General features: G+C 56.1%; 18 protein-coding genes and 1 riboswitch. Of the genes, 6 read left to right on the top strand and 12 right to left on the bottom strand.

Going from position 1 to position 18,609, the window contains the following annotated elements; genetic code table 11:
• From ACN0VD_RS13185 to ACN0VD_RS13170, 4 genes are all read right to left on the bottom strand, one after another.
• On the bottom strand, positions 1–733 hold a 733-nt coding region (locus ACN0VD_RS13185), incomplete at its 3' end, for a phosphomethylpyrimidine synthase ThiC (RefSeq protein ID WP_417594992.1).
• Positions 734–755: 22 nt separating this feature from the next.
• Positions 756–1,160: a hypothetical protein gene (locus ACN0VD_RS13180; RefSeq protein WP_417594990.1), complete on the bottom strand. Its 405-nt coding sequence runs from the start codon at positions 1,158–1,160 to the stop codon at positions 756–758.
• A gap of 45 nt (positions 1,161–1,205) precedes the next feature.
• Positions 1,206–1,324: riboswitch (TPP riboswitch) on the bottom strand.
• A 55-nt stretch (positions 1,325–1,379) separates the two neighbouring features.
• Positions 1,380–1,790, bottom strand: a complete 411-nt coding sequence (locus ACN0VD_RS13175) for a VOC family protein (RefSeq protein ID WP_417594988.1) — start codon at positions 1,788–1,790, stop codon at positions 1,380–1,382.
• Between the two features lie 5 nt (positions 1,791–1,795).
• Positions 1,796–2,437, bottom strand: a complete 642-nt coding sequence (locus ACN0VD_RS13170; protein WP_417594986.1) for a pyridoxamine 5'-phosphate oxidase family protein — start codon at positions 2,435–2,437, stop codon at positions 1,796–1,798.
• Between the two features lie 153 nt (positions 2,438–2,590).
• Here ACN0VD_RS13170 and ACN0VD_RS13165 point away from each other — a divergent pair, with 153 nt between their 5' ends.
• The gene (locus tag ACN0VD_RS13165) at positions 2,591–3,499 is read left to right on the top strand and encodes a LysR family transcriptional regulator (RefSeq protein WP_417594984.1); all 909 of its coding nucleotides are present in this window, start codon (positions 2,591–2,593) and stop codon (positions 3,497–3,499) included.
• On the opposite strand, the gene ACN0VD_RS13160 is transcribed toward ACN0VD_RS13165, so the two are convergent.
• The 4 genes from ACN0VD_RS13160 to ACN0VD_RS13145 form a co-directional block, all read right to left on the bottom strand.
• A complete protein-coding gene (locus ACN0VD_RS13160; protein ID WP_417594982.1) occupies positions 3,487–4,353 on the bottom strand; it encodes a MipA/OmpV family protein in 867 nt (288 codons plus the stop codon). The genes ACN0VD_RS13165 and ACN0VD_RS13160 overlap by 13 nt on opposite strands.
• Before the next feature lie 98 nt (positions 4,354–4,451).
• Positions 4,452–5,831: an HD-GYP domain-containing protein gene (locus ACN0VD_RS13155; protein ID WP_417594980.1), complete on the bottom strand. Its 1,380-nt coding sequence runs from the start codon at positions 5,829–5,831 to the stop codon at positions 4,452–4,454.
• Positions 5,832–5,901: 70 nt separating this feature from the next.
• Positions 5,902–6,333 (bottom strand): DUF2141 domain-containing protein, encoded by a 432-nt coding sequence (locus tag ACN0VD_RS13150; protein ID WP_417594978.1) that lies wholly within the window; start codon positions 6,331–6,333, stop codon positions 5,902–5,904.
• A complete protein-coding gene (locus tag ACN0VD_RS13145) occupies positions 6,302–7,027 on the bottom strand; it encodes a sterol desaturase family protein (RefSeq protein WP_417594976.1) in 726 nt (241 codons plus the stop codon). Before ACN0VD_RS13145 ends, ACN0VD_RS13150 begins: the two co-directional genes overlap by 32 nt.
• A gap of 194 nt (positions 7,028–7,221) precedes the next feature.
• Between ACN0VD_RS13145 and ACN0VD_RS13140 the strand changes: the two genes are divergently transcribed.
• The 4 genes from ACN0VD_RS13140 (at position 7,222) to ACN0VD_RS13125 (ending at position 12,304) form a co-directional block, all read left to right on the top strand.
• Positions 7,222–8,508 carry a hypothetical protein gene (locus ACN0VD_RS13140; RefSeq protein ID WP_417594974.1) on the top strand — a complete coding sequence of 429 codons (1,287 nt, stop codon included), beginning with the start codon at positions 7,222–7,224 and terminating at the stop codon, positions 8,506–8,508.
• A 107-nt stretch (positions 8,509–8,615) separates the two neighbouring features.
• Entirely contained in the window at positions 8,616–9,788 is a 1,173-nt protein-coding gene (gene crtY / locus ACN0VD_RS13135; protein WP_417594972.1) for a lycopene beta-cyclase CrtY, read from the top strand.
• Positions 9,785–11,290 (top strand): phytoene desaturase, encoded by a 1,506-nt coding sequence (locus ACN0VD_RS13130; protein WP_417594970.1) that lies wholly within the window; start codon positions 9,785–9,787, stop codon positions 11,288–11,290. Before crtY ends, ACN0VD_RS13130 begins: the two co-directional genes overlap by 4 nt.
• An 87-nt stretch (positions 11,291–11,377) precedes the next feature.
• Positions 11,378–12,304, top strand: coding sequence for a phytoene/squalene synthase family protein (locus ACN0VD_RS13125; RefSeq protein ID WP_417594968.1), 927 nt, complete (start codon positions 11,378–11,380; stop codon positions 12,302–12,304).
• A gap of 3 nt (positions 12,305–12,307) precedes the next feature.
• Here the strand turns inward: ACN0VD_RS13125 and ACN0VD_RS13120 are convergent, their stop codons facing one another.
• The 3 genes from ACN0VD_RS13120 to ACN0VD_RS13110 all read right to left on the bottom strand — a co-directional run bounded on the left by ACN0VD_RS13120 (position 12,308) and on the right by ACN0VD_RS13110 (position 14,828).
• On the bottom strand, positions 12,308–13,096 hold the full coding sequence (locus ACN0VD_RS13120) for a 3'(2'),5'-bisphosphate nucleotidase CysQ (RefSeq protein WP_417594966.1): 789 nt from the start codon (positions 13,094–13,096) through the stop codon (positions 12,308–12,310).
• Entirely contained in the window at positions 13,089–14,435 is a 1,347-nt protein-coding gene (locus tag ACN0VD_RS13115; RefSeq protein ID WP_417594964.1) for a TldD/PmbA family protein, read from the bottom strand. Before ACN0VD_RS13115 ends, ACN0VD_RS13120 begins: the two co-directional genes overlap by 8 nt.
• Positions 14,436–14,522: 87 nt before the next feature.
• On the bottom strand, positions 14,523–14,828 hold the full coding sequence (locus ACN0VD_RS13110; RefSeq protein ID WP_417594962.1) for a hypothetical protein: 306 nt from the start codon (positions 14,826–14,828) through the stop codon (positions 14,523–14,525).
• Between the two features lie 283 nt (positions 14,829–15,111).
• On the opposite strand from ACN0VD_RS13110, the gene ACN0VD_RS13105 reads away from it, so the two are divergent.
• A complete protein-coding gene (locus tag ACN0VD_RS13105) occupies positions 15,112–16,404 on the top strand; it encodes an NADH:flavin oxidoreductase/NADH oxidase family protein (RefSeq protein WP_417594960.1) in 1,293 nt (430 codons plus the stop codon).
• A 22-nt stretch (positions 16,405–16,426) separates the two neighbouring features.
• Here the strand turns inward: ACN0VD_RS13105 and ACN0VD_RS13100 are convergent, their stop codons facing one another.
• Positions 16,427–18,406 carry a lipoxygenase family protein gene (locus tag ACN0VD_RS13100; RefSeq protein WP_417594958.1) on the bottom strand — a complete coding sequence of 660 codons (1,980 nt, stop codon included), beginning with the start codon at positions 18,404–18,406 and terminating at the stop codon, positions 16,427–16,429.
• Positions 18,407–18,609: the final 203 nt, after the last annotated feature.

The raw sequence follows: 18,609 nt of genomic DNA, 5'->3' as shown, positions 1-18,609 counted from the left end.
TCACCGTGTCGGCGCCCCAGCGGATCGACCAGACCATCTTGTCGACTTCATTGGCGACATCGGAAGCGACCGCGCTATTGCCGATATTGGCGTTGATCTTGACGAGGAAGTTACGCCCGATCGCCATCGGTTCGCTTTCCGGGTGATTGATATTGTTCGGGATGATCGCCCTGCCCCGGGCGATTTCGTCGCGGACGAATTCGGGCGTGACATAGTCGGGGATCGACGCGCCAAAGCTTTCGCCGTCGCGCTTATATTCCTTGAGCCGCTCGCGCCCTAGATTTTCGCGCTCGGCAACATATTCCATTTCCGGGGTGATGAAGCCCTGACGCGCATAATGCATCTGGCTAACATTAGCGCCGGACTTGGCGCGGAGTACCTTGCGGCGGACATTGGGGAAAGGCGCAACGCCGCCGGAGCGGTCGGGGCCGAGCTGGCCATTGTCTTCAGGCTTGATCTCGCGCTGGGTGACTTCCTCGACATCGCCGCGCGCCTTGATCCACGGGCTGCGCAATTCGTTGAGGCCGGTCTTGATATCGATCAGCGCCTGCGGATCGGTATAAGGCCCGCTGGTGTCATAGACGCGGATCGGCGCTTCGCCGCCCTCGAGATGAATCTCGCGCATCGCCACGCGGATGCCGCTGCCGCTATGCGCCGCGACATGGACTTTTTTCGAACCACTGATCGGGCCGGTGGTCACGCCGATTTCGGTCTTTGCTGGAAGATCAGCCATAATATTCTGCTTTCTGTAGGGGTTAAACTTGAAGCCGGACAAAACCGGCGGAAATAGCGGCAAAGCCGAAGATGATCGCGAACATCGCCCAGGCGCGTGATCCGTTGGCCATCATGCGGCTGGCGAGCCCCATGAACCAGTCGCCGACCGCGAGGATCAACAGCCCCTCGACCACGATCCAGCCGCCGATGACGGTGATCAGGATCGACAGCCAGTCGGCCGGATTGAATGGATTGACGAGATAGATGATCGCGCCGAGGCTCAGCGTGACGATGCCGGTGATGAATTGCAGCCCGCTGCTCGCCTGGACTTCGCGGACCATCCTGGACCAGAAACCCGGATTGCGGAATTCGCCGACGCCGGCGGCCAGACCATATAGGCCAAAGAATAGGGTGATCCACCCGGTGATATCGCCTGCACTGCCCATCGCCTCTCTCCTTCTGTCCTGATGGAGAAAGAGCGTGTCGGGATAACCGGATGACCGCTCCCTCCCTACGCCGGTGAGCCCGCATCTGCGGGGCCGGATCAGGTTCTGCGGGTCGGGCGACGTTACGCGCCCCTCTCAGTCAAACGACTCCCCGGGGAATGGACCAATGTTAGGACGAAGTGGCGAGCAGGTCCAGTGAAGTTTGCGGACCGGGGTCACTCAGCCAAAAGGCGTCGCGAATTCCACGCGCGCACCGCCGGGAATATAGCAAATGAAATGGCGGACGGCCGAACCTTCGCGGATCGGACAGGGACCAAATTCGATTGCGACGCCCGGCCATGCGCCGACCCGGTCGAACACGGTCGCCAAAGCCGCTTCATCGGCAACGCCGATAGCGAGATGGTGGAGACCGATATTCTTCTTGCGGTCAAAAGGCGTGGCGGTTTCCGGATCGCTCACTTGCCAGAGCGTGATCAGGGTCGAACCGTCGGACACAAAATGGGCGGGATAGTCGGGCACACCGCCCACCACTTCGTAGCCCAGCGCATCGCGGAAAAAATCACGCGCCGCATCAATATCGGGAAGGGCGAGACCGACATGGTGCACTCCGGTGGTCAGGGCTGTGGTCATGTTCATCATCCTTGTTCGGGTTTTAAGGGGGCTTTGCCAGCACGCAGTTGCGCGACTTCGGCTCTCAGCTGCTCCAGTTCGGCGGTCAGCGGCGCCACTACTGCCGCAACTTCCGCTTCGGTAAAGCGCGGCGTGATATGTTGCGGACAATTCCAGTCGAAGCCGATCACCTCGATCACGAAAATCCGTTCGGGTACCGCCTCATAATCTGCGTCGACCAGCGATGTCACCAGTTCCGTATCCTGATCCGGCGCGACAGTTTTCGCCCTGCCGAGAATCTTCAGGCGGCGCCTGTTGGGATAGTCCATCAGGAACAGCGAGACCCGCGGTTCGGCCTGCAAATTGCTGGCACTGATATATTGCTTGTTGCCGCGATAATCGGCGAAGGCCAGACGATTGCCGTCGAGCAGTTTCAGGAAACCGGCGGGGCCGCCGCGATGCTGGACATAGGGCCATCCATCGGCGGTCACGCTGGCGATATAAAAACTGTCGCGCGCGGCGAGGAACATTGCCTCCTTTTTGCCGAGAAGGTCCGGACTGCCATCCCCGCCCTGCTCCATCCGTGCATAGGCACCTCGCGAACCGGCCTGCTCCTGCATGGCGCGCGCGTTATCGGTGAAGAGCGTCCGGACATAATTTTGCGCCATGGTCATTCTCTTTGTTGGCGCGGCCGGAAGGTCCGAGGGTACATGGGTGGGGAAAATGACTCTACCGACCGCGCAAAACAGGAAATAGTCTGTTGTGCCATCAATGATAATATCATAATTTTGAACTTCACTATTTCAGATTTGGTAACAATCATGGATCGATTGCAGACGCTCGAAATGTTTGTCTCCGTTGCCGACCAAGGCGGGTTTGCGGCAGCGGCCAAGACGCTGAACGTGTCGCCGCCGACGGTCACCCGCGCCATAAGCGAGCTCGAAGGTCGCCTGGGTGTTTCGCTGTTCCACCGCTCTACCCGCGCCGTGTCGCTAACCGATGACGGCGCGAACTTTCTCCCGAGAGCAAGGCAAATTCTGATCGATATCCAGGACGCAGAACGACAGGTTTCCGGCACGCGGAGCGAACCACGAGGCCAGTTTTACGTCACCGCACCGGTGATGTTCGGACGACTGCATGTCCTGCCGGTCATCGCCGATATGCTGGAACAATATCAGCAGCTCGATATCCGAATGATGCTGATTGACCGCAATGTGCGGATGGTTGAAGAGGGTATCGATGTCGCCGTCCGGATCGGGCCGCTTGCCGATAGCAGTCTGCTGGCGGTAACGATCGGCTCTGTGCGAAAGAAACTGGTGGCAAGCCCGGCCTATCTCGCCAAACATGGCCATCCCAGCAAGCCGTCAGACCTCACGCGCCATCAGACCATCGGGACGACGGGACCGCGAACGATGGGCGACTGGCGTGTGGATGACAAAAGAATGAAGACCAACCCCCGCCTGCTGCTCAACACGCTGGATGCGACCATTGCTGCCGCCGAAGCCGGACTGGGGATAGCCAATGTGCTGAGTTATCAGGTGGCGGAGGCGATCCGGCAGGGGAAATTGATAGAGGTCCTGAAACCGGTCCATCCACAACGGTTGCCGGTCAGCCTGTTGTTTGAAAGCGCGCGCCGCAGCCTGCCGGCCACCCGCCTATTTATCGACGCGATGAAGAAACGGGCGGCGGATCAGGGATTAGCCGGCCCCGAAAGCGCTCAGAAAGTATAGCCTACGCCCAATGCACCGAACCACTGGTCCGCACTGCCGCGGATCGAAGTAACCGGTGATCGTTTTGGATCGCCGAGCATTCTCGAATAGCTGCCGAGGAAGATCAGGCTGAAACCGCCATTGGTAATGTCTCCGTCAAGATCAATCCCGGTGAGCATTGTCGCTCCGACATTTTTCCAGCCGCCACCAGCAGCAAAAGTCGGCAGGCCACTGGCCGCCGATCCGGCGGGTGAGATGCTGTAATAATAGTCGGCATAATCATCGTCGACATGTTCGGCGCTGATCGTCAGGCTGGATGCAACGCCACGGCTGAGCGGGGTAAAATAGGTCAGGCTGGGATAGACGACCATACCGTCATGGGCACCCGCAACATCCCAGCGCAGATCGACCTGCGCGGTCAGCGAGTCATAAGGGTTGAGCAAACGGTTGACCTGGATCCCGGCAAAAGGCCCAAGTTCGACCGCAACGTCGAGCTTGCCGAGCGAACGCACCACCGGATCCTTGATCGAATTTTGCCGGTCAAACCGCGCCCGTACGACCGGACCGAATATGAAGTCGACCTTTGCGCCTTTCTGATCAGGGATGACATCAAAGGCAACGCCGGGGCCGCGCGGCTGGAAATCGACACCACGGAAGCTGCCCAATATCACCGGCAACGGAGAAATCGTGTAATTGTCCGAACCCTCATAACTGGGGCCGGCAGCCACTCCGATGCCGGCGGTCAGATAATCACCATCAAAAACCGACTGTTCTACCGGCATTGCTTCTGGTGCATCCTGCGCCAGAAGCGGGGAGGACATCCCGAGGCCGAGAGAGAACAGGGCAGTACGGCACAAGATATTCGCGTTTTTCAAAATAATTCCCCATTTGGTGTCGCGGCTGATTAACGCGCGAACCGTATAACAGTTCCTGCCTTGTTTTAGTCCGCGCTCACCGGTTTGGCAAAGCGCTTCTAATATATCAGGCCCTGTGCAACGACATCCTGCAGCGCTTCAAAACATCGCTGATCGACCGCCACGCCCACTTCTTTTTGCAAAATGGCCATCGCTTTTTCCGAAGTCATAGCCGTACGATAGGGCCGGTCGGTGGTCAGAGCATCATAAATATCCGCGACCGTGATGATTCGCGATTCCATCGCGATACTGCGGTCATCGAGACCAAGCGGATAGCCCTTTCCGTCAAGCCGCTCATGATGCGATCCGGCGATCATCGCCATATCGCTCATCACACCGATCTGGCCGAGAATATTGGTGGTATGAATCGCATGACTTTGCATGACCCGCCATTCTTCGCTGTCCAGCTTGCCGGGCTTTTCCAGAATTGCGCTGCTGACGCCCAGTTTCCCGACATCATGCAATATGGCGGCACGACGCAGCACCCGGCGGCGATCTTCCTTCATCCCCATTTTTTCGGCCATCTTGTCAGCGATCATCCCCACCCGTTCGCTGTGGCCGGCGGTATAAGGGCTTTTGGCATCAATCACGCGACCGAAGGCAATACTGATATCATCGAGATAATCCTCGTCCACCGTGACATATTGCACGGCCGGTTCGAGGGCAAACAGCTGCTCCGGCAGATCATCAAGGGCAAGCTCTTCCCAGAACCCGCTCGCTGCGGAAAGCTTTTCAAACAGCGCGCAGAGTTGCGGATCGAGCCAGCTTCCCGCCCGGTTGCGGACTTCGGCGATCGCGGCGTCCTTTCCTTTGGCGGAATAGAAGACATCAGCGACTTGCGCCAACAGGGCGATCCGGCCGCCAAGATGGATATCACTTCCGGCGATACCAAGCGGCAGTCCGGACCCGTCCCAATGTTCGTCGAGATGAGCAATGGCCTCGGCGACATCTTCGGAAAATCGCAATTGCCGGGCAATATCGGCACCGCGCGAGCAGCGGGTTCCCATGATTTCGGTCATGATCGCACCGACATTTTCAGCCAGATTAGCCAGGGCCTGATCCCGGATTTCCGGTTCAACGTCGGCGCCGACGGCGCTTCCAACAAACGCACCAAAATCTTCCGGTTGCGGGCCGATCAGTTTGAAATCATGTTTCAGTTTGCGGTCATCGCCGGCAAACATCTCGGTCACCCGGGCAGCATTGGCGCTGCAGCCAAGATCCTTGAGCAGGACCGCATAATAGATATCGCGCAATGTGTCGCCGTTCAGTCCCAGCGCCATCGCCACTTGCGTTCCGATCCAGCAGGCCCGGATACTATGGCCAGCAGGCTGTCCTTCGGTCAGATCCAGAGCATAAGAAAAGGCACCGAGAATTTCCGATAATCGCGATTGACCAGACTGGTCATTGGCCTTGAAAGTCAAATGCTTGGATTGATACATATACGCCACTCCTGAGCTATTGCGGCACGATGCCACTCAGGGTCTTAGTGAACAGTTAACTTTTGCCGGGCTACAGGATATATTTCATGCGAACCACATGTTGTTCATCGGTGGTGCCTACGCTGAATTGCGCCGATTTGAATTTGGGCGGCCCCATGCGAATTTTCGGATTGTTGGAAAAACCAAAGCCCTCGCGCGGCAGGAATAGCCGCAAGTCCATCTTTCCATTGGCATTTTCGTCATGTACCAGCGCCACCGCATATGTACCGGGCTTCACACCAGCAATTTGAATATGGCCAGCCTTGCTGGCGGAAACTTTTAATTTGCGGGCATTCCTGTCCTTGCTGCAGTCGGGAAAATAATCGGGGTTCGTGCTCAGACAAACCAGCACATTGCCTTTTTCGGAGCGCAATCCGGAAATTGTCAGATCAATCGACCCCGAGATCGCCGGTGCGGTCGCGACAGCAGCATCACTCGCCGACGCGCTTGCCCCCGACGCCATGGTCAAAACTGCCGCCAAGATCGGCAAGCCCGATATCCGTACCACAGACTTTGTCCCAGAACCGAAAATACAACCCATAATTACCTCTATAATATTCATGATGTTTCTCATGATGGGTCGCGGTTATCAGCCCCTGCCCCAATCGCCCGCGAACCAGCCAGCGCGGGAACATTTCCCACCCCATATGGTTGGATACGCCCATAACCGTCATCACCAGCAATACCAGCCCCAAAACGCCGACGTGAATCGGTATTGCGATGACCAGCGCCGGAATGACAACCGCACCGCTTATCGCTTCCACCGGATGGAAACTCATTGCGGCCCAGGCGGTTGGCGGACGGCTGTCATGGTGGACCGCATGCGCGACCCGAAACCATTGCGGCCGGTGAAACAGCCGGTGAGTCCAGTAAAACCAGGTATCATGAGCAAAAAGATAGAGAAAAAAGGACGCCGGTACATACCACATGGGGTACATATTGAGATCGGTGTAAATCCTCGTCCAGCCGGCATTTTGCCAGCCCCATGCGACAATCCCGGCAGGCACGCCATAAATGGCGGCGGACAGCAGCGACCAGCGGATTTCGCGACCGATTTGGGGTTTCAGCCTGTCATAATGGCCCGGCCGCACCCGCTGTGTGAGCCATGCGAAAAAGCCGCTGCTCAACAGATAGCGCCCGCCGATAATCAGCGTCATGGCAAGAGCCGATAACAGGACAGGCACATAATATGAATGAACGAAAGTCATCTTGAAAGTATACGCCTCCAAATTTTCACCTCCAATAGCAAGATCAGCTTCTTTACCTAAACTTTACAAGATCATTTGTAGTCGTTACCATAGAAAGAAAAATCGAGTCGCCAGAAAAACGAATATTCATGGGGGCGGCTGCTATGAGACGGTTTTTTTTAATCCTTCTACCTTTACTACCATCTCTTCTTTTAGGTGGTTGTGCGAGCTTAAGAGCTCTGTCCGACAACCGCGAACTCGTTCAAGCCGAACCGCTGTTTGGATCGGCTCAGGACAAGTGCCTTGATGATCCGATGTTCGTACTTCATGTAACAGCACCAAGTCCCAAGTCGCCATTATCTGGAAAACCAAACCGCAAACCATCCGAGCGCGGGAACATAGAAAAATACAGCAATAACCCAACCAATAGTTTAGAACACGGAGAGTGCCAAAAGATTGCCGAACTTTTATCAGAATATACCCCTGATACTCAAAGTTTATCACAAGAAGGACGAAATAATATAATTGATGGATTAGTTGCGATTTCTAATCGCAAATGTGGCCGCTATTCTTCGTATTTAAAAACATTTGACGGGGCTTCCAATAGCGGTTTTAGCATTGCTTCCATCCTAACCGGTGGAGTAGGTAGCATCTTGCAAAACGCCAGCGCAGCACGCGCACTTTCTGGTTCTTCTGCAATTTTCAGTGGAACGCGAACGGCCCTGAATCAAACTTGGTTTTCCAACCAAACCATACAAGTTCTTGTAGCCGCATATGAAAACAGACGGCAGAAACAATTGGAACGGATGACCAATGCACAAGTTTGCAAAATCGATCGTTATTCCGTCATGGATGGCTTTGCAGATGCTTTAAAATATCACAACAGTTGTTCTCTAATCGCGGGATTAAGTGAGGCAGCTATTGCAGTAGAACGCGTGGAACAGCCAGGCATAGCGACCTTGAGACGTCAATTGGCTGATCTCACAAGCCTTAATGCTGATGTTAACAACTTCATCAATGCCGATTTTCCTGGACGTCCTCTCGAAGGTAATATTTTAACACAAAATTTGGCCGACGCTAGAAGCAGTGTTATCGCTCTTGAACAAAGCCGTATCGCAGACAGAACAGAGCTTATCGCTGCTAGACTGGCTGCAAAATCTAGGATCGCAGAGGAACAATTACCTCCCAATTCAAATCCTATTAGCGAGTCAGAAATTGCAGAAGATCCTTGGGTGATGCAGCTAACGCGTCGATTGGCGACACTGGACTCGCAATATAATACCGCTTTAGAAAATCGAGCTATTGCAGCCAGAGACCTGCAAGCCCTCCTTACCGAACAAGACGCGGCGCGACATAGTGCGGCTAATAAAAGCCGTCAGTCCGGGGCCCAAAGTCCAATGATATTGCAATGCCCTTACACAACAAGGAATGAACAAGCGTCGCTCAACTGAGCTTAAATCCGACCGTCACCATAAAAGCGTAACAAACGTTTCATCCTAGCTATCCCGTACCTTCAGACAGGCTTTCCCCGATCTGCGGCTTCGGCTAAGGCCGGTTGATGCCAAAGCCAGCACATTCTTCCTGTCCTCCTGATCTGGCGATCGCTGGCGGCGGTTTAGCGGGTGGCCTGGTTGCGCTGGCACTGACCAAATTGCGGCCGGACCTGAATATTCTTCTGATCGAGGCCGGGGATCATTTTGGCGGCAATCATATCTGGTCCTTTTTCGACAGCGATGTCGAACCGGAGCATCATTGGCTCGTCGACCCGCTGATCTCTCGCCGATGGGACAGTTATGAAGTGCATTTCCCCGACTATAGCCGTAGCCTGCACAACGGCTATTGCTCGATTGAATCGGACAATCTTGACAGGCGACTGCGGACAACGGTCCCGGCGAAAGCTTTGAAAACGGGCCAAACCATCGAGCGCGTCGAAAAAAATTTGGTCCGGTTGGTCGACGGCACGGAAATTTCTGCGGCGGCAGTGCTCGATGTGCGCGGCGGCGGCGATATTTCCGCGCTGGAAAATGGCTGGCAGAAATTTTGCGGCCAGATGCTCAGACTGAAGCAGCCGCACGGTCTGGAACGGCCGATCATCATGGATGCGACGGTCGAGCAGATTGACGGCTACCGGTTCGTCTACTGCCTGCCGTTCAGCGACACCGAGATTTTCGTCGAAGATACCTATTATGCCGACACGGCCGAGCTCGACAGCACAGCCTGCCAAATCCGGATTGCCGAATATGCGGCGGATCGCGGATGGGAAATCGATGCCGTGCTGAATGAGGAAAAAGGCCAGCTTCCGGTTCTCTATGGCGGCGATTTCGAAGCTTTCTGGAATGCCAATCCGGGGGTTGATGCGCGCGCCGGGGCAAGAGCAGCACTGATTCAGCCGATCACCAGCTATTCACTGCCCATGGCGGTCCAGACCGCGATCATGATTGCTGCAATGCCCGTAGTCGATCAGAACAGTCTGGATAAAAAATTACGCAATCTGGCCACACAACATTGGAAAAATGGTAAATTTTATCGCATGTTGTGCGCGATGATGTTCAAAGCGGCACAACCGGAAAAACGCTATCGCACGTTACAGCATACCTATGCCAAGGACGAGGAGTTGATAAAGCGTTTCTATGCAGGAAAAACAACAATGCTCGACCAAATTGCGCTGCTTTCGGGCAAACCGCCGGTTCCGATTAGCAAGGCTCTCCCGATCATGATGAAATTCCGATGAGCGATGTGACACAATCGAGCCTGTTCAGGAAAGCGGCCGTGATCGGTTCCGGCTTCGGCGGGCTCGCGCTTGCCATCCGGCTACAGTCGGCCGGCATTCAGACCACCATATTGGAAGGCCGCGACAAGCCAGGCGGGCGCGCTTATTACTGGGAGAAGGAAGGCTTTATCTTCGACGGCGGTCCGACCGTCATCACCGACCCCGATTGCCTGTCGCAGCTATGGGATCTGACCGGCAACGATATGGCGAAAGATATAGAATTGCTGCCGGTATCACCTTTCTACCGGCTCAACTGGCCGGACGGGACGAATTTCGACTATGTCAACGACCCGCAGGAGCTTTACGCCAATATCGCCGCCATCGAACCGGAAGATGTCGAGGGCTACAAGAAATTTCTCGAATATAGCGGCGGGCTCTACGAGGAAGGCTATGTCAAGCTGGGCACCAAGGCGTTTCTCGATTTCAAGTCGATGATCAAGGCGGCCCCTGCCCTGATGAAATATGAAGCCTATCGTTCTGTGTATGCCAAGGTCTCCGGCTTTGTGAAGAACGAGAAACTGCGCGAATTTCTGTCGTTTCAAACCCTCTTGGTCGGCGGCAATCCGATGAAAACCAGCGCGATTTATGGCCTGATCCACAAGCTCGAGCGGCTTGGCGGCGTTTGGTTTGCCAAGGGCGGGACCAATATGCTGGTCGCCGCGATGGTCAAGCATTTCGAACGGATCGGTGGGGTGATCCGGCTCGATGATCCGGTGACGAAGATCGATACGATCGGCGATCGCGCGACGGGCGTAACCTGTAAATCGGGCTGGAGCGAGCGCTTTGACGCCGTCGCCTCCAACGCCGATATCATGCACAGCTACCGCGACCTGCTCGGCCACAAGCATCGCAGCGAAACGGTAACCGCAAATCTCAGAAAGAAGACCTATTCGCCCTCGCTTTTTGTCGTCCATTTCGGGATGAAGGGCAGTTGGCCGGGCATACCCCATCATATGATCCTGTTCGGCCCGCGCTACAAAGGACTGCTCGAGGATATTTACGACAATGGCGTGCTGCCCAGTGATTTCTCGCTCTATCTCCACCATCCGACGGTGACCGATCCGGAAATGGCACCCGAAGGCCATAGCACCTTCTACGTGCTCGCCCCGGTGCCGCATCAGGGCAAGCTGCCGATCGACTGGGAGGTCATGGGACCGATCTACAAGAAACGCATTCTCGACGAAATCGGCCACCGGCTGATCCCCGATATCCACGACCGGATCATCACCAGCTTTCATTATACGCCGCAGGATTTCGGCGTTGACCTCAATGCCCATCTCGGCAGCGCGTTCAGCCTGGAGCCCTTGCTCACCCAGAGCGCCTGGTTTCGGGTCCACAATCGCGATGATATCATCCACAATCTCTATTTTGTCGGCGCGGGCACCCATCCCGGAGCGGGCATTCCCGGCGTGGTCGGCAGCGCCAAGGCAACGGCAGAACTGATGCTGGAAGAGCTGGCATGAAGCGGCCGGTGATCGGAGAACCATTAGACGCACGCCTCCCTGTCAAGAACCGCCCTTCGAAAGACTCAGGACCAACAGCATAATATAATGAACCGCACCAACCTCATTCTTTACGCCAAAAAGAGCATCGAACGCGGATCGAAATCTTTCTCCCGGGCTTCGAAACTTTTTTCGCGACAGACACGCGAGCGCGCATGGCTGCTATATTGCTGGTGCCGCGCCTGCGATGATCTGGCCGACGGACAGGATCACGGCCATGGCATGTCGACAACCGCAAATCCGGAAAAGACAATCGCAGTCATGAGGATGATGACGCAGCGCGCGCATAGCGGTCAGCAAACCGGAAACCCGCCCTTTGATGCTTTTGGTGTCGTCGCCCAGGAATGCGACATCCCGCTCTCGCTGGCCAGGGATATGATCGACGGCTTTGCACTGGATTCGTGGGGATGGCGACCGGAAACCGAGGACGACCTGCTGCAATATTGCTATCATGTGGCTGGCTCGGTCGGGTGCATGATGGCGATCGTGATGGGCATATCATCGAGGGATCACGACACACTCGACCGCGCCTGTGATCTGGGCCTGGCTTTCCAGCTAGCCAATATCGCCCGCGACGTTGCCGAAGATTCCGCAGCAGGCCGCTGCTATTTGCCTCAGACATGGCTCAAAGACGCAGAAATTGATCCCGATGACGTCATGGCGGCGGACAGGCGGGAAGATTTGGTGCTGATAGTAAACCGGCTATGTGAACTGGCGGGAGAATATGAAAATTCGGCACGCGTCGGAGCTTCCAGCCTGCCGTTCCGGTCGCGCTGGGCGGTGCTGGCCGCTGCCGGAATTTATGGAGATATCGGCCGGACGATCAGGAAAAGCCACGGCAAATCGCTCGACCGGCGAATTTACACATCCAAAGTCAAGAAACTGGTCTGGATCGTGAGAGCTTTTGGGCAGACATTGGTGGCCGCGCCCGCGCGCGATCGTCAGGGATTGTGGACGAGGCCGCGTGTCGCGTGAGCGCTAGTGGCTGACCCCATTTTCATCAACATATTTGCCGATCCGCTGAACGGCCTCGTCATATAGATTTTTCGAACAGCACAGCACGCCGAGCGCTTTGCCATGGGTGCCGTTATAGACCAGAGTTTCGCCCAGAGCATTGGACACGCTGGCTCCCGCTTCGGTGGCAATGACATGGGCAGCGGCAATGTCCCATTCGTGGCCCCAGCGGGTGGAGGCGACAACATCGGCGCGATCGTCCGCGACCATTGCCATTCGGAGCGCGATGCTGTTCGGCTTTGGTACCGCCGTGAAATTAAGTTCGGGCGGCAGTTCTTCCGCCGGGATGCGGCAACCGTCATATTGCTGAACATGGCTGGCGATCAGGGCTCTGCCGTTCACTTCACTATGGCTACCGGCCTTGGCAATCCATACTTCCTTCACGGCTGGAGCGACGAGTATCCCGAAAACCGGTGAATCATTCTGGACCAGAGCAACCGAAACGCACCAGCCGGTCTTGCCCGCTACAAAATCCTTGGTGCCGTCGATCGGATCGACCACCCAGGTCAGTTCGTCGCCAGCACCGCTATGATCTATATGGGTTTCTTCCGAAAGCCATCCGGCCTCGGGCAGCAGTTTCTCGAGTTCAGACCGCAAAAACCGGTCGACCGCGAGATCGGCATCGCTGACAATCTGTCCGGGTGACTTTTCCCATGTCTTGTCGGCCTTTTTACCGAGCTGCCAGTCGCGCATGGCGATTGCTCCGCCCTCCTGGGCGATCCCGATGACCTTGTCAAAATCGATATCAGCCACCGGCCACCGTCATGCTGTCTGTGCGCAAGGTCGGGACATTGATGCTGTACCGATATTCGAGATCATCGGCCGCAATCAGGCTTTTGTACATAGCCTTCAGATTGCCGGCAATGGTGATTTCCGAAACCGGTGATCCGATCTCGCCATCGGCGATCAGAAAACCGCTCGCGCCGCGACTATAGTCACCGGTCACAGGATTAACGCCCATGCCGATCAGTTCGGTAATATAGACGCCGTGCTTGATATCCTTGATCAGTTCTGCCTTGCTGACCGCTCCATTACCCATGTGCAGGTTGGTGACGCTCACGCCCGGCGCCCCGCCGACGCCGCGCGATGCATGTCCGGTTGGTTGCAAGCCGAGCTGGCGGGCCGATGCGCTTTCCATCAGCCATTGGGTCAGGCGACCATTGTCGATCAATTTGGTCTTCGCGGTGGGCAGGCCTTCGCCGTCAAACGCCTTTGACCGCAGGCCACGCTTGCGATGGGGGCAGTCGATGATGTTCAGGGCGCTGTCAAACACCTGGGTGTCGAGCGCATCGAGCAGAAAACTGGTTTTGCGCGCGATCGCACTGCCGGCAATGGCGCCGACGAAATGGCCGAGCAGGCTGTTGCCGACACGCGGATCAAAGACGACCGGCATCGCGCCGGAAGCGAAATCCACCGGGTTGAGCCGCGAAATGGCCCTTTCTCCGGCTTCCTTGCCGATATTTTCGGGATTCTCGAGATCTTCTAGAAAGCGTACGCTGTCATAGGCATAGTCGCGCTCCATGCCATCGCCTTCACCAGCAATAACGCTGGCGGACAGGCTGTAGCCGCTGGTGGAATAAGCACCGGAGAAGCCGTGGCTTGTCGCCAGAGCAACGATGCTGCGACCGGCACTGGCACCGCCACCCTCACTGTTGGTAACGCCCTTGACGGATCGTGCGGCATCTTCGGCTTTTAGCGCGAGTTCGCGCAACAATTCCGGGTCAGGGTCCTGACCATCATCGCCTTCGATCGGGTGGGGCTCCGATTTCAGCAGCAATTCTTCGGGTGCCAGACCGGCATATTGGTCCTCCGGCGCTTCCCTGGCCATATCCAGAGCGCGTCCGACCAGGTCCGATAATATTTTCGGGTCCATGTCGGATGAGGACACGGTTGCCGAGCGTTTGCCGACGAACACTCTCAGGCCAATTTCTTCACCCTCCGACCGTTCGACATCTTCGAGATTTCCAAGACGGATTTGCACCTGGGTGGCCGCATCGCAGACATAGATAGCGTCAGCAGCGTCAGCACCGGCTTTTTTGGCTTGCGATATGAGGGCGTCGGCGCGATCCTGCGCTTCTGTAGGTTTTAGCATGCGTCGGACATAGGTATGACGCCGTGCAAGGTCAACGATATGCTATCATTTCGGGAAGAAACGCTGGCCGGCATTCCCGGCAGGTTTTCAGAGCATTGGCCCCACGATCTTGATCAAACCGACAAAGAGGAACGGCAAGCCGATGGCCAGTAGCCACAACGCCACCTGATCAGACCGGAATTTAGCCGCCATGCTCTGTTCGGACAGGCCACGGTCAGCCATGTTCGTCCAGCGTTTTTCAAATTGTCGGCAAAAGGGAATGATCACGGCTACCAGCAAAACCAGACCAAAATAGGGAGCAATCGACATGCCCTTCGTTTCGATAAAGCTGAGAACGAAGAAAATCTGCATCATTGTGTAGACCAGCAACGCCGCTGCACAATTGTTACTCATTTTTTTATCCCACCGGACACCGTTCACTTGCGCGCGAGGTTTGCTCTCCGATTTGTGGGGTGCTGCTGCAACCATATTCATTCCCCTCAGAATATCATCTCCAACATCGCCGAAAGTTTGCCTCCGTGCGATTGTTTCAAACATTATACAGAATTTCCAACAAAAGCAAAATATACGTATTTTTAAGCATATTATATCGTGCAACGGCGGTTTTTCTTGCCAAAAATTCCAACATACGACAGAATCAGTTTTTATTCGCAATCCAAATCCGGGGGCCGACCGCATGACCATTTCCCTTTCCGATCCACTGTCTCTGCCCTGCGGCGCGACCCTGCCCAACCGGCTTGGGAAAGCAGCCATGACCGAAGGCATGGCCACTCCGGACGGGGTCCCGACAGCGGAATTGGAACGGCTATACGGACTATGGTCTGACGGCGGTGCGGGGATGCTGCTGAGCGGCAATATCCAGATCGACCGCGACCATCTGGAACGGCCGGGCAATGTCGTGATCGACGGACCGGCGAATGACGACATGATGGCAGCGCTGCGAAGCTGGGCCCGGGCGGCCACCCGCAACGGCAATCATTTCTGGGCCCAGATCAGCCATGCCGGTCGACAGACCCAAAGCAATGTCAACCAACACCCCAAGGCCCCGTCTGCCGTCAAGCTTGGCCTGCCGGGCGGACAGTTTGGCGAACCGGTGGCGCTGTCCATCGGCGAGATAGAAGAGCTGGTCGATCGCTTCGCGCTGGCCGCAAAAACCTGTCAGGCCGCCGGGTTCACCGGCGCGCAGATACACGCCGCCCATGGCTATCTGCTCAGCAGTTTTCTCAGCCCACGCGCCAACCAGCGCAGCGATGAATATGGCGGCACACTGGAAAACCGTGCGCGCTTCCTGCTCTCTGTGGTGGCAAAGACCCGGGCCGCCGTCGGCCCCGAATTCCCGATTTCGGTCAAGCTCAACAGTGCCGACTTCCAGAAGGGCGGCTTTAATTTTGACGACAGCCTGCGGGTTTTAAAATGGCTCGAGGACGCCGGTGTTGATCTGGTCGAAATTTCCGGTGGCACCTATGAACAGCCGGCGCTCATGGGGGCGGACGGAATCGAGGAGAAGGAGCAGCAGAATCTCGCCCCTTCGACCAGGGCGCGCGAGGCCTATTTTGTCGATTTCGCCAAAGCGATGCAGGATGCGGTCACCGTTCCGCTGATGGTCACCGGAGGCTTCCGAACCCGTGCGGCAATGGCATCCGCCCTTTCCAGCGGCGCTGCCGACCTGATCGGTCTGGGCCGGCCGATGTGCGTCATGACCGATGCACCCAGCAAATTATTGGAAGGTATGGAAGCATTGCCACGTTATGAGGACGATCTCCATCTGATCCCTGAATGGCTGGGTTTTCTCAAGAATTTTCAGGTCGTCAAGGCGATTGATGGTTTTGCGACCATCTACTGGTTTTACGAACAGCTCGAAAATCTTGGCAAGAGCGGAAAGACTGATCCGAACCTGAGCGTGTTCAAGGCGTTCCGCGCGGTCGAAGCGCGAAACAAGCAAATATTGGCAGCGCGCAGCCCGCGCTAAACCCCGGTAGCGAAACCTGTCCCTAGATATTGGTGCTGGTTGGGATCTGGCTCGGCTGCAAATAGGGATAGGGGTGCATCCGCTTCCGATTGCGCGCGATGATCCTGTCCTCAACCGCTCTCAATCCAGCCTGAAAGCGCGCAAGGGGTCCTTCGCTACCGGTTATCGCCGGGTCCTGGAACCAGTTTTCATAGGGAAAACGGTTGGTGCGATAATCACCGAGCGGGCGATAATAGACCGACCCCAGCAAGAATAATGAGGATAGTTGCTCCAGTGCCAGCGACATCGGCGGCATATAGTCCAGCCACTCACCTTTATCGTGTCCCTTCTGCTCAGTGGGTGCGGCGGCCCACCCTGCCCCGGTAACCGCGGGCGCAAAGGTCATGATCGTGCGCTGCGGGAAATTTACCGCAGCATGCTGGGCGCTGGCGGTAAAGATGATCATCGTGCAGACGTCGGTCAACTGGGCCCGGGAGGTGATCGGCCTGAAACCGATGATATGCCCTTCCGAGGCAATGGATGTCGCCCATTGCGCCAGTTCCGTGTCGCCGGTGACCGCTTCATCGTCGGCGTAATAGATGCCGATATATTGTCTGGTCCAATCATGGATCGCATCCCAGACAAGCATGGCGTCATCGCGATAGGGATAGTCGGGCAATTTCGCGGGATCGGCAACCTTGCGTTCGGCAAAGTCAACCGGGGTCATTTTCCTGGCAAAATCAAACGACAGCCGCGCCTTGACCGCCGCGAGCTGACTTGACGTAATCGTACCACCAAAAAAGGCGTCGATCGGCCCACCAGCGTTGATCAATGTTGTCGTCGCCAGATTGTTGATGAACAGGGTTCCCTCAAAATGCGGCACGAGCAAGGCCCATAGCGGATGCACATTGGCAAGATTCCGGCGGGTCGCCACGGCAATCGCTTCGCTGACCAGATGGGTGCTACCGAGATGAACGAAGAGCTCATGATAATTGCAGTCCGCAACCTGCACGACAAATTTCGCCATTTCCCAGCCCCATTTTTCCGAAGCCGAGACCGAGGGGGTCATCACCGGATAACGGTTGCTGTCCTGCCCGCACTGGATCGCGACCGGTTTGAGCGAAGAGCCGCCGGGCGGCACCGCAAACAGCGCCATCGGCCGGTAGATATATTTCGCCTGCCCTTGCCATACTCCATCAACAAGAACATCCAGTTCTTTGTAATCACACAGATATATCCGGCCTTCAGAAAGAGCGTCGGACAATTTATCACCGCCCATAACCGCAGCATATTGCGCGGCCGAGACCGGGAAATTTTCGGGAATTTGGTCGATTCCCTGCAGCAACATGGGATTGGGACCAGCCACCCGAAGCCGGGCGAATTGGTCATCGTCCTGAAATGTGTAAGCAATGCCCGGAGCCGTTATCGCCTGATAGAGATCGCGATAGGCCTCGATCGAGCGTGTATCTGCCGATTCCTCCGCTTTCAGTACGTCAACGATTACCGTGATGATATCGCGCAATATGCCGTCCTGCCCTTTCAGAGCTTCGATGTCGGTGTCTTGCGTTGCCTGTTCAATACGGCTTTCAAGACTGGAACCCGCACAGTCGCCCCGATGTTTTTCCCGCAGCGCGTCTACCGTGGACCTGATTTCATGCCCGTCTTCCAGCGCATCGCTGATAATTTTCTGTGCCGCTTCGCCAAGACCGGCAGATATCGGATGCAGTTGGACGGCTTCGATATTCTCAAGAATTTTCAGCCCCACTTCGAGCACCTTGAACCACCATTCTATCGATGGCTGATCATCCGCCGGAACTTTGGTGGCCAGCGGGACGCCGGGCAGGCTCTCAACCTCCCGCGTCCACTGATATTCCACCGAAGTCGCAGCGATCTGTTCACGGCGCTTCTCACGCTGCTCCCGGCTGTCATTCTGCGGCAGGCTTGGGTGGCGCGTGGCGCGTTTTATGTCCCCTTCGGCGATAGTGGTTTTCGGGACAATCGACGATGCGTTTTCATAGGACATATTGGCTCCTGAAGTATGTTTCAGACAGGATTGTAATAAACATTCGTGGTTAATTTCCTGTAAATTGGCCGCGGGCAAATCCGCTACAGGCCTCATGAAAGCTGGTTTTCGCGATGCGACATCAGGTTTAACGCGGCTTTTACCATTTACCGCTAGTTACATTCCATGCAGTCCGCCATTCGACGATTCCTGGAAAGACTCAT

It is taken from the genome of Parasphingorhabdus sp. (assembly GCF_048267785.1).
Taxonomy (GTDB): domain Bacteria; phylum Pseudomonadota; class Alphaproteobacteria; order Sphingomonadales; family Sphingomonadaceae; genus Parasphingorhabdus.
Note: the sequence above shows the minus strand (reverse complement) of the source record. Positions and strands in the feature narration are given on the sequence as shown.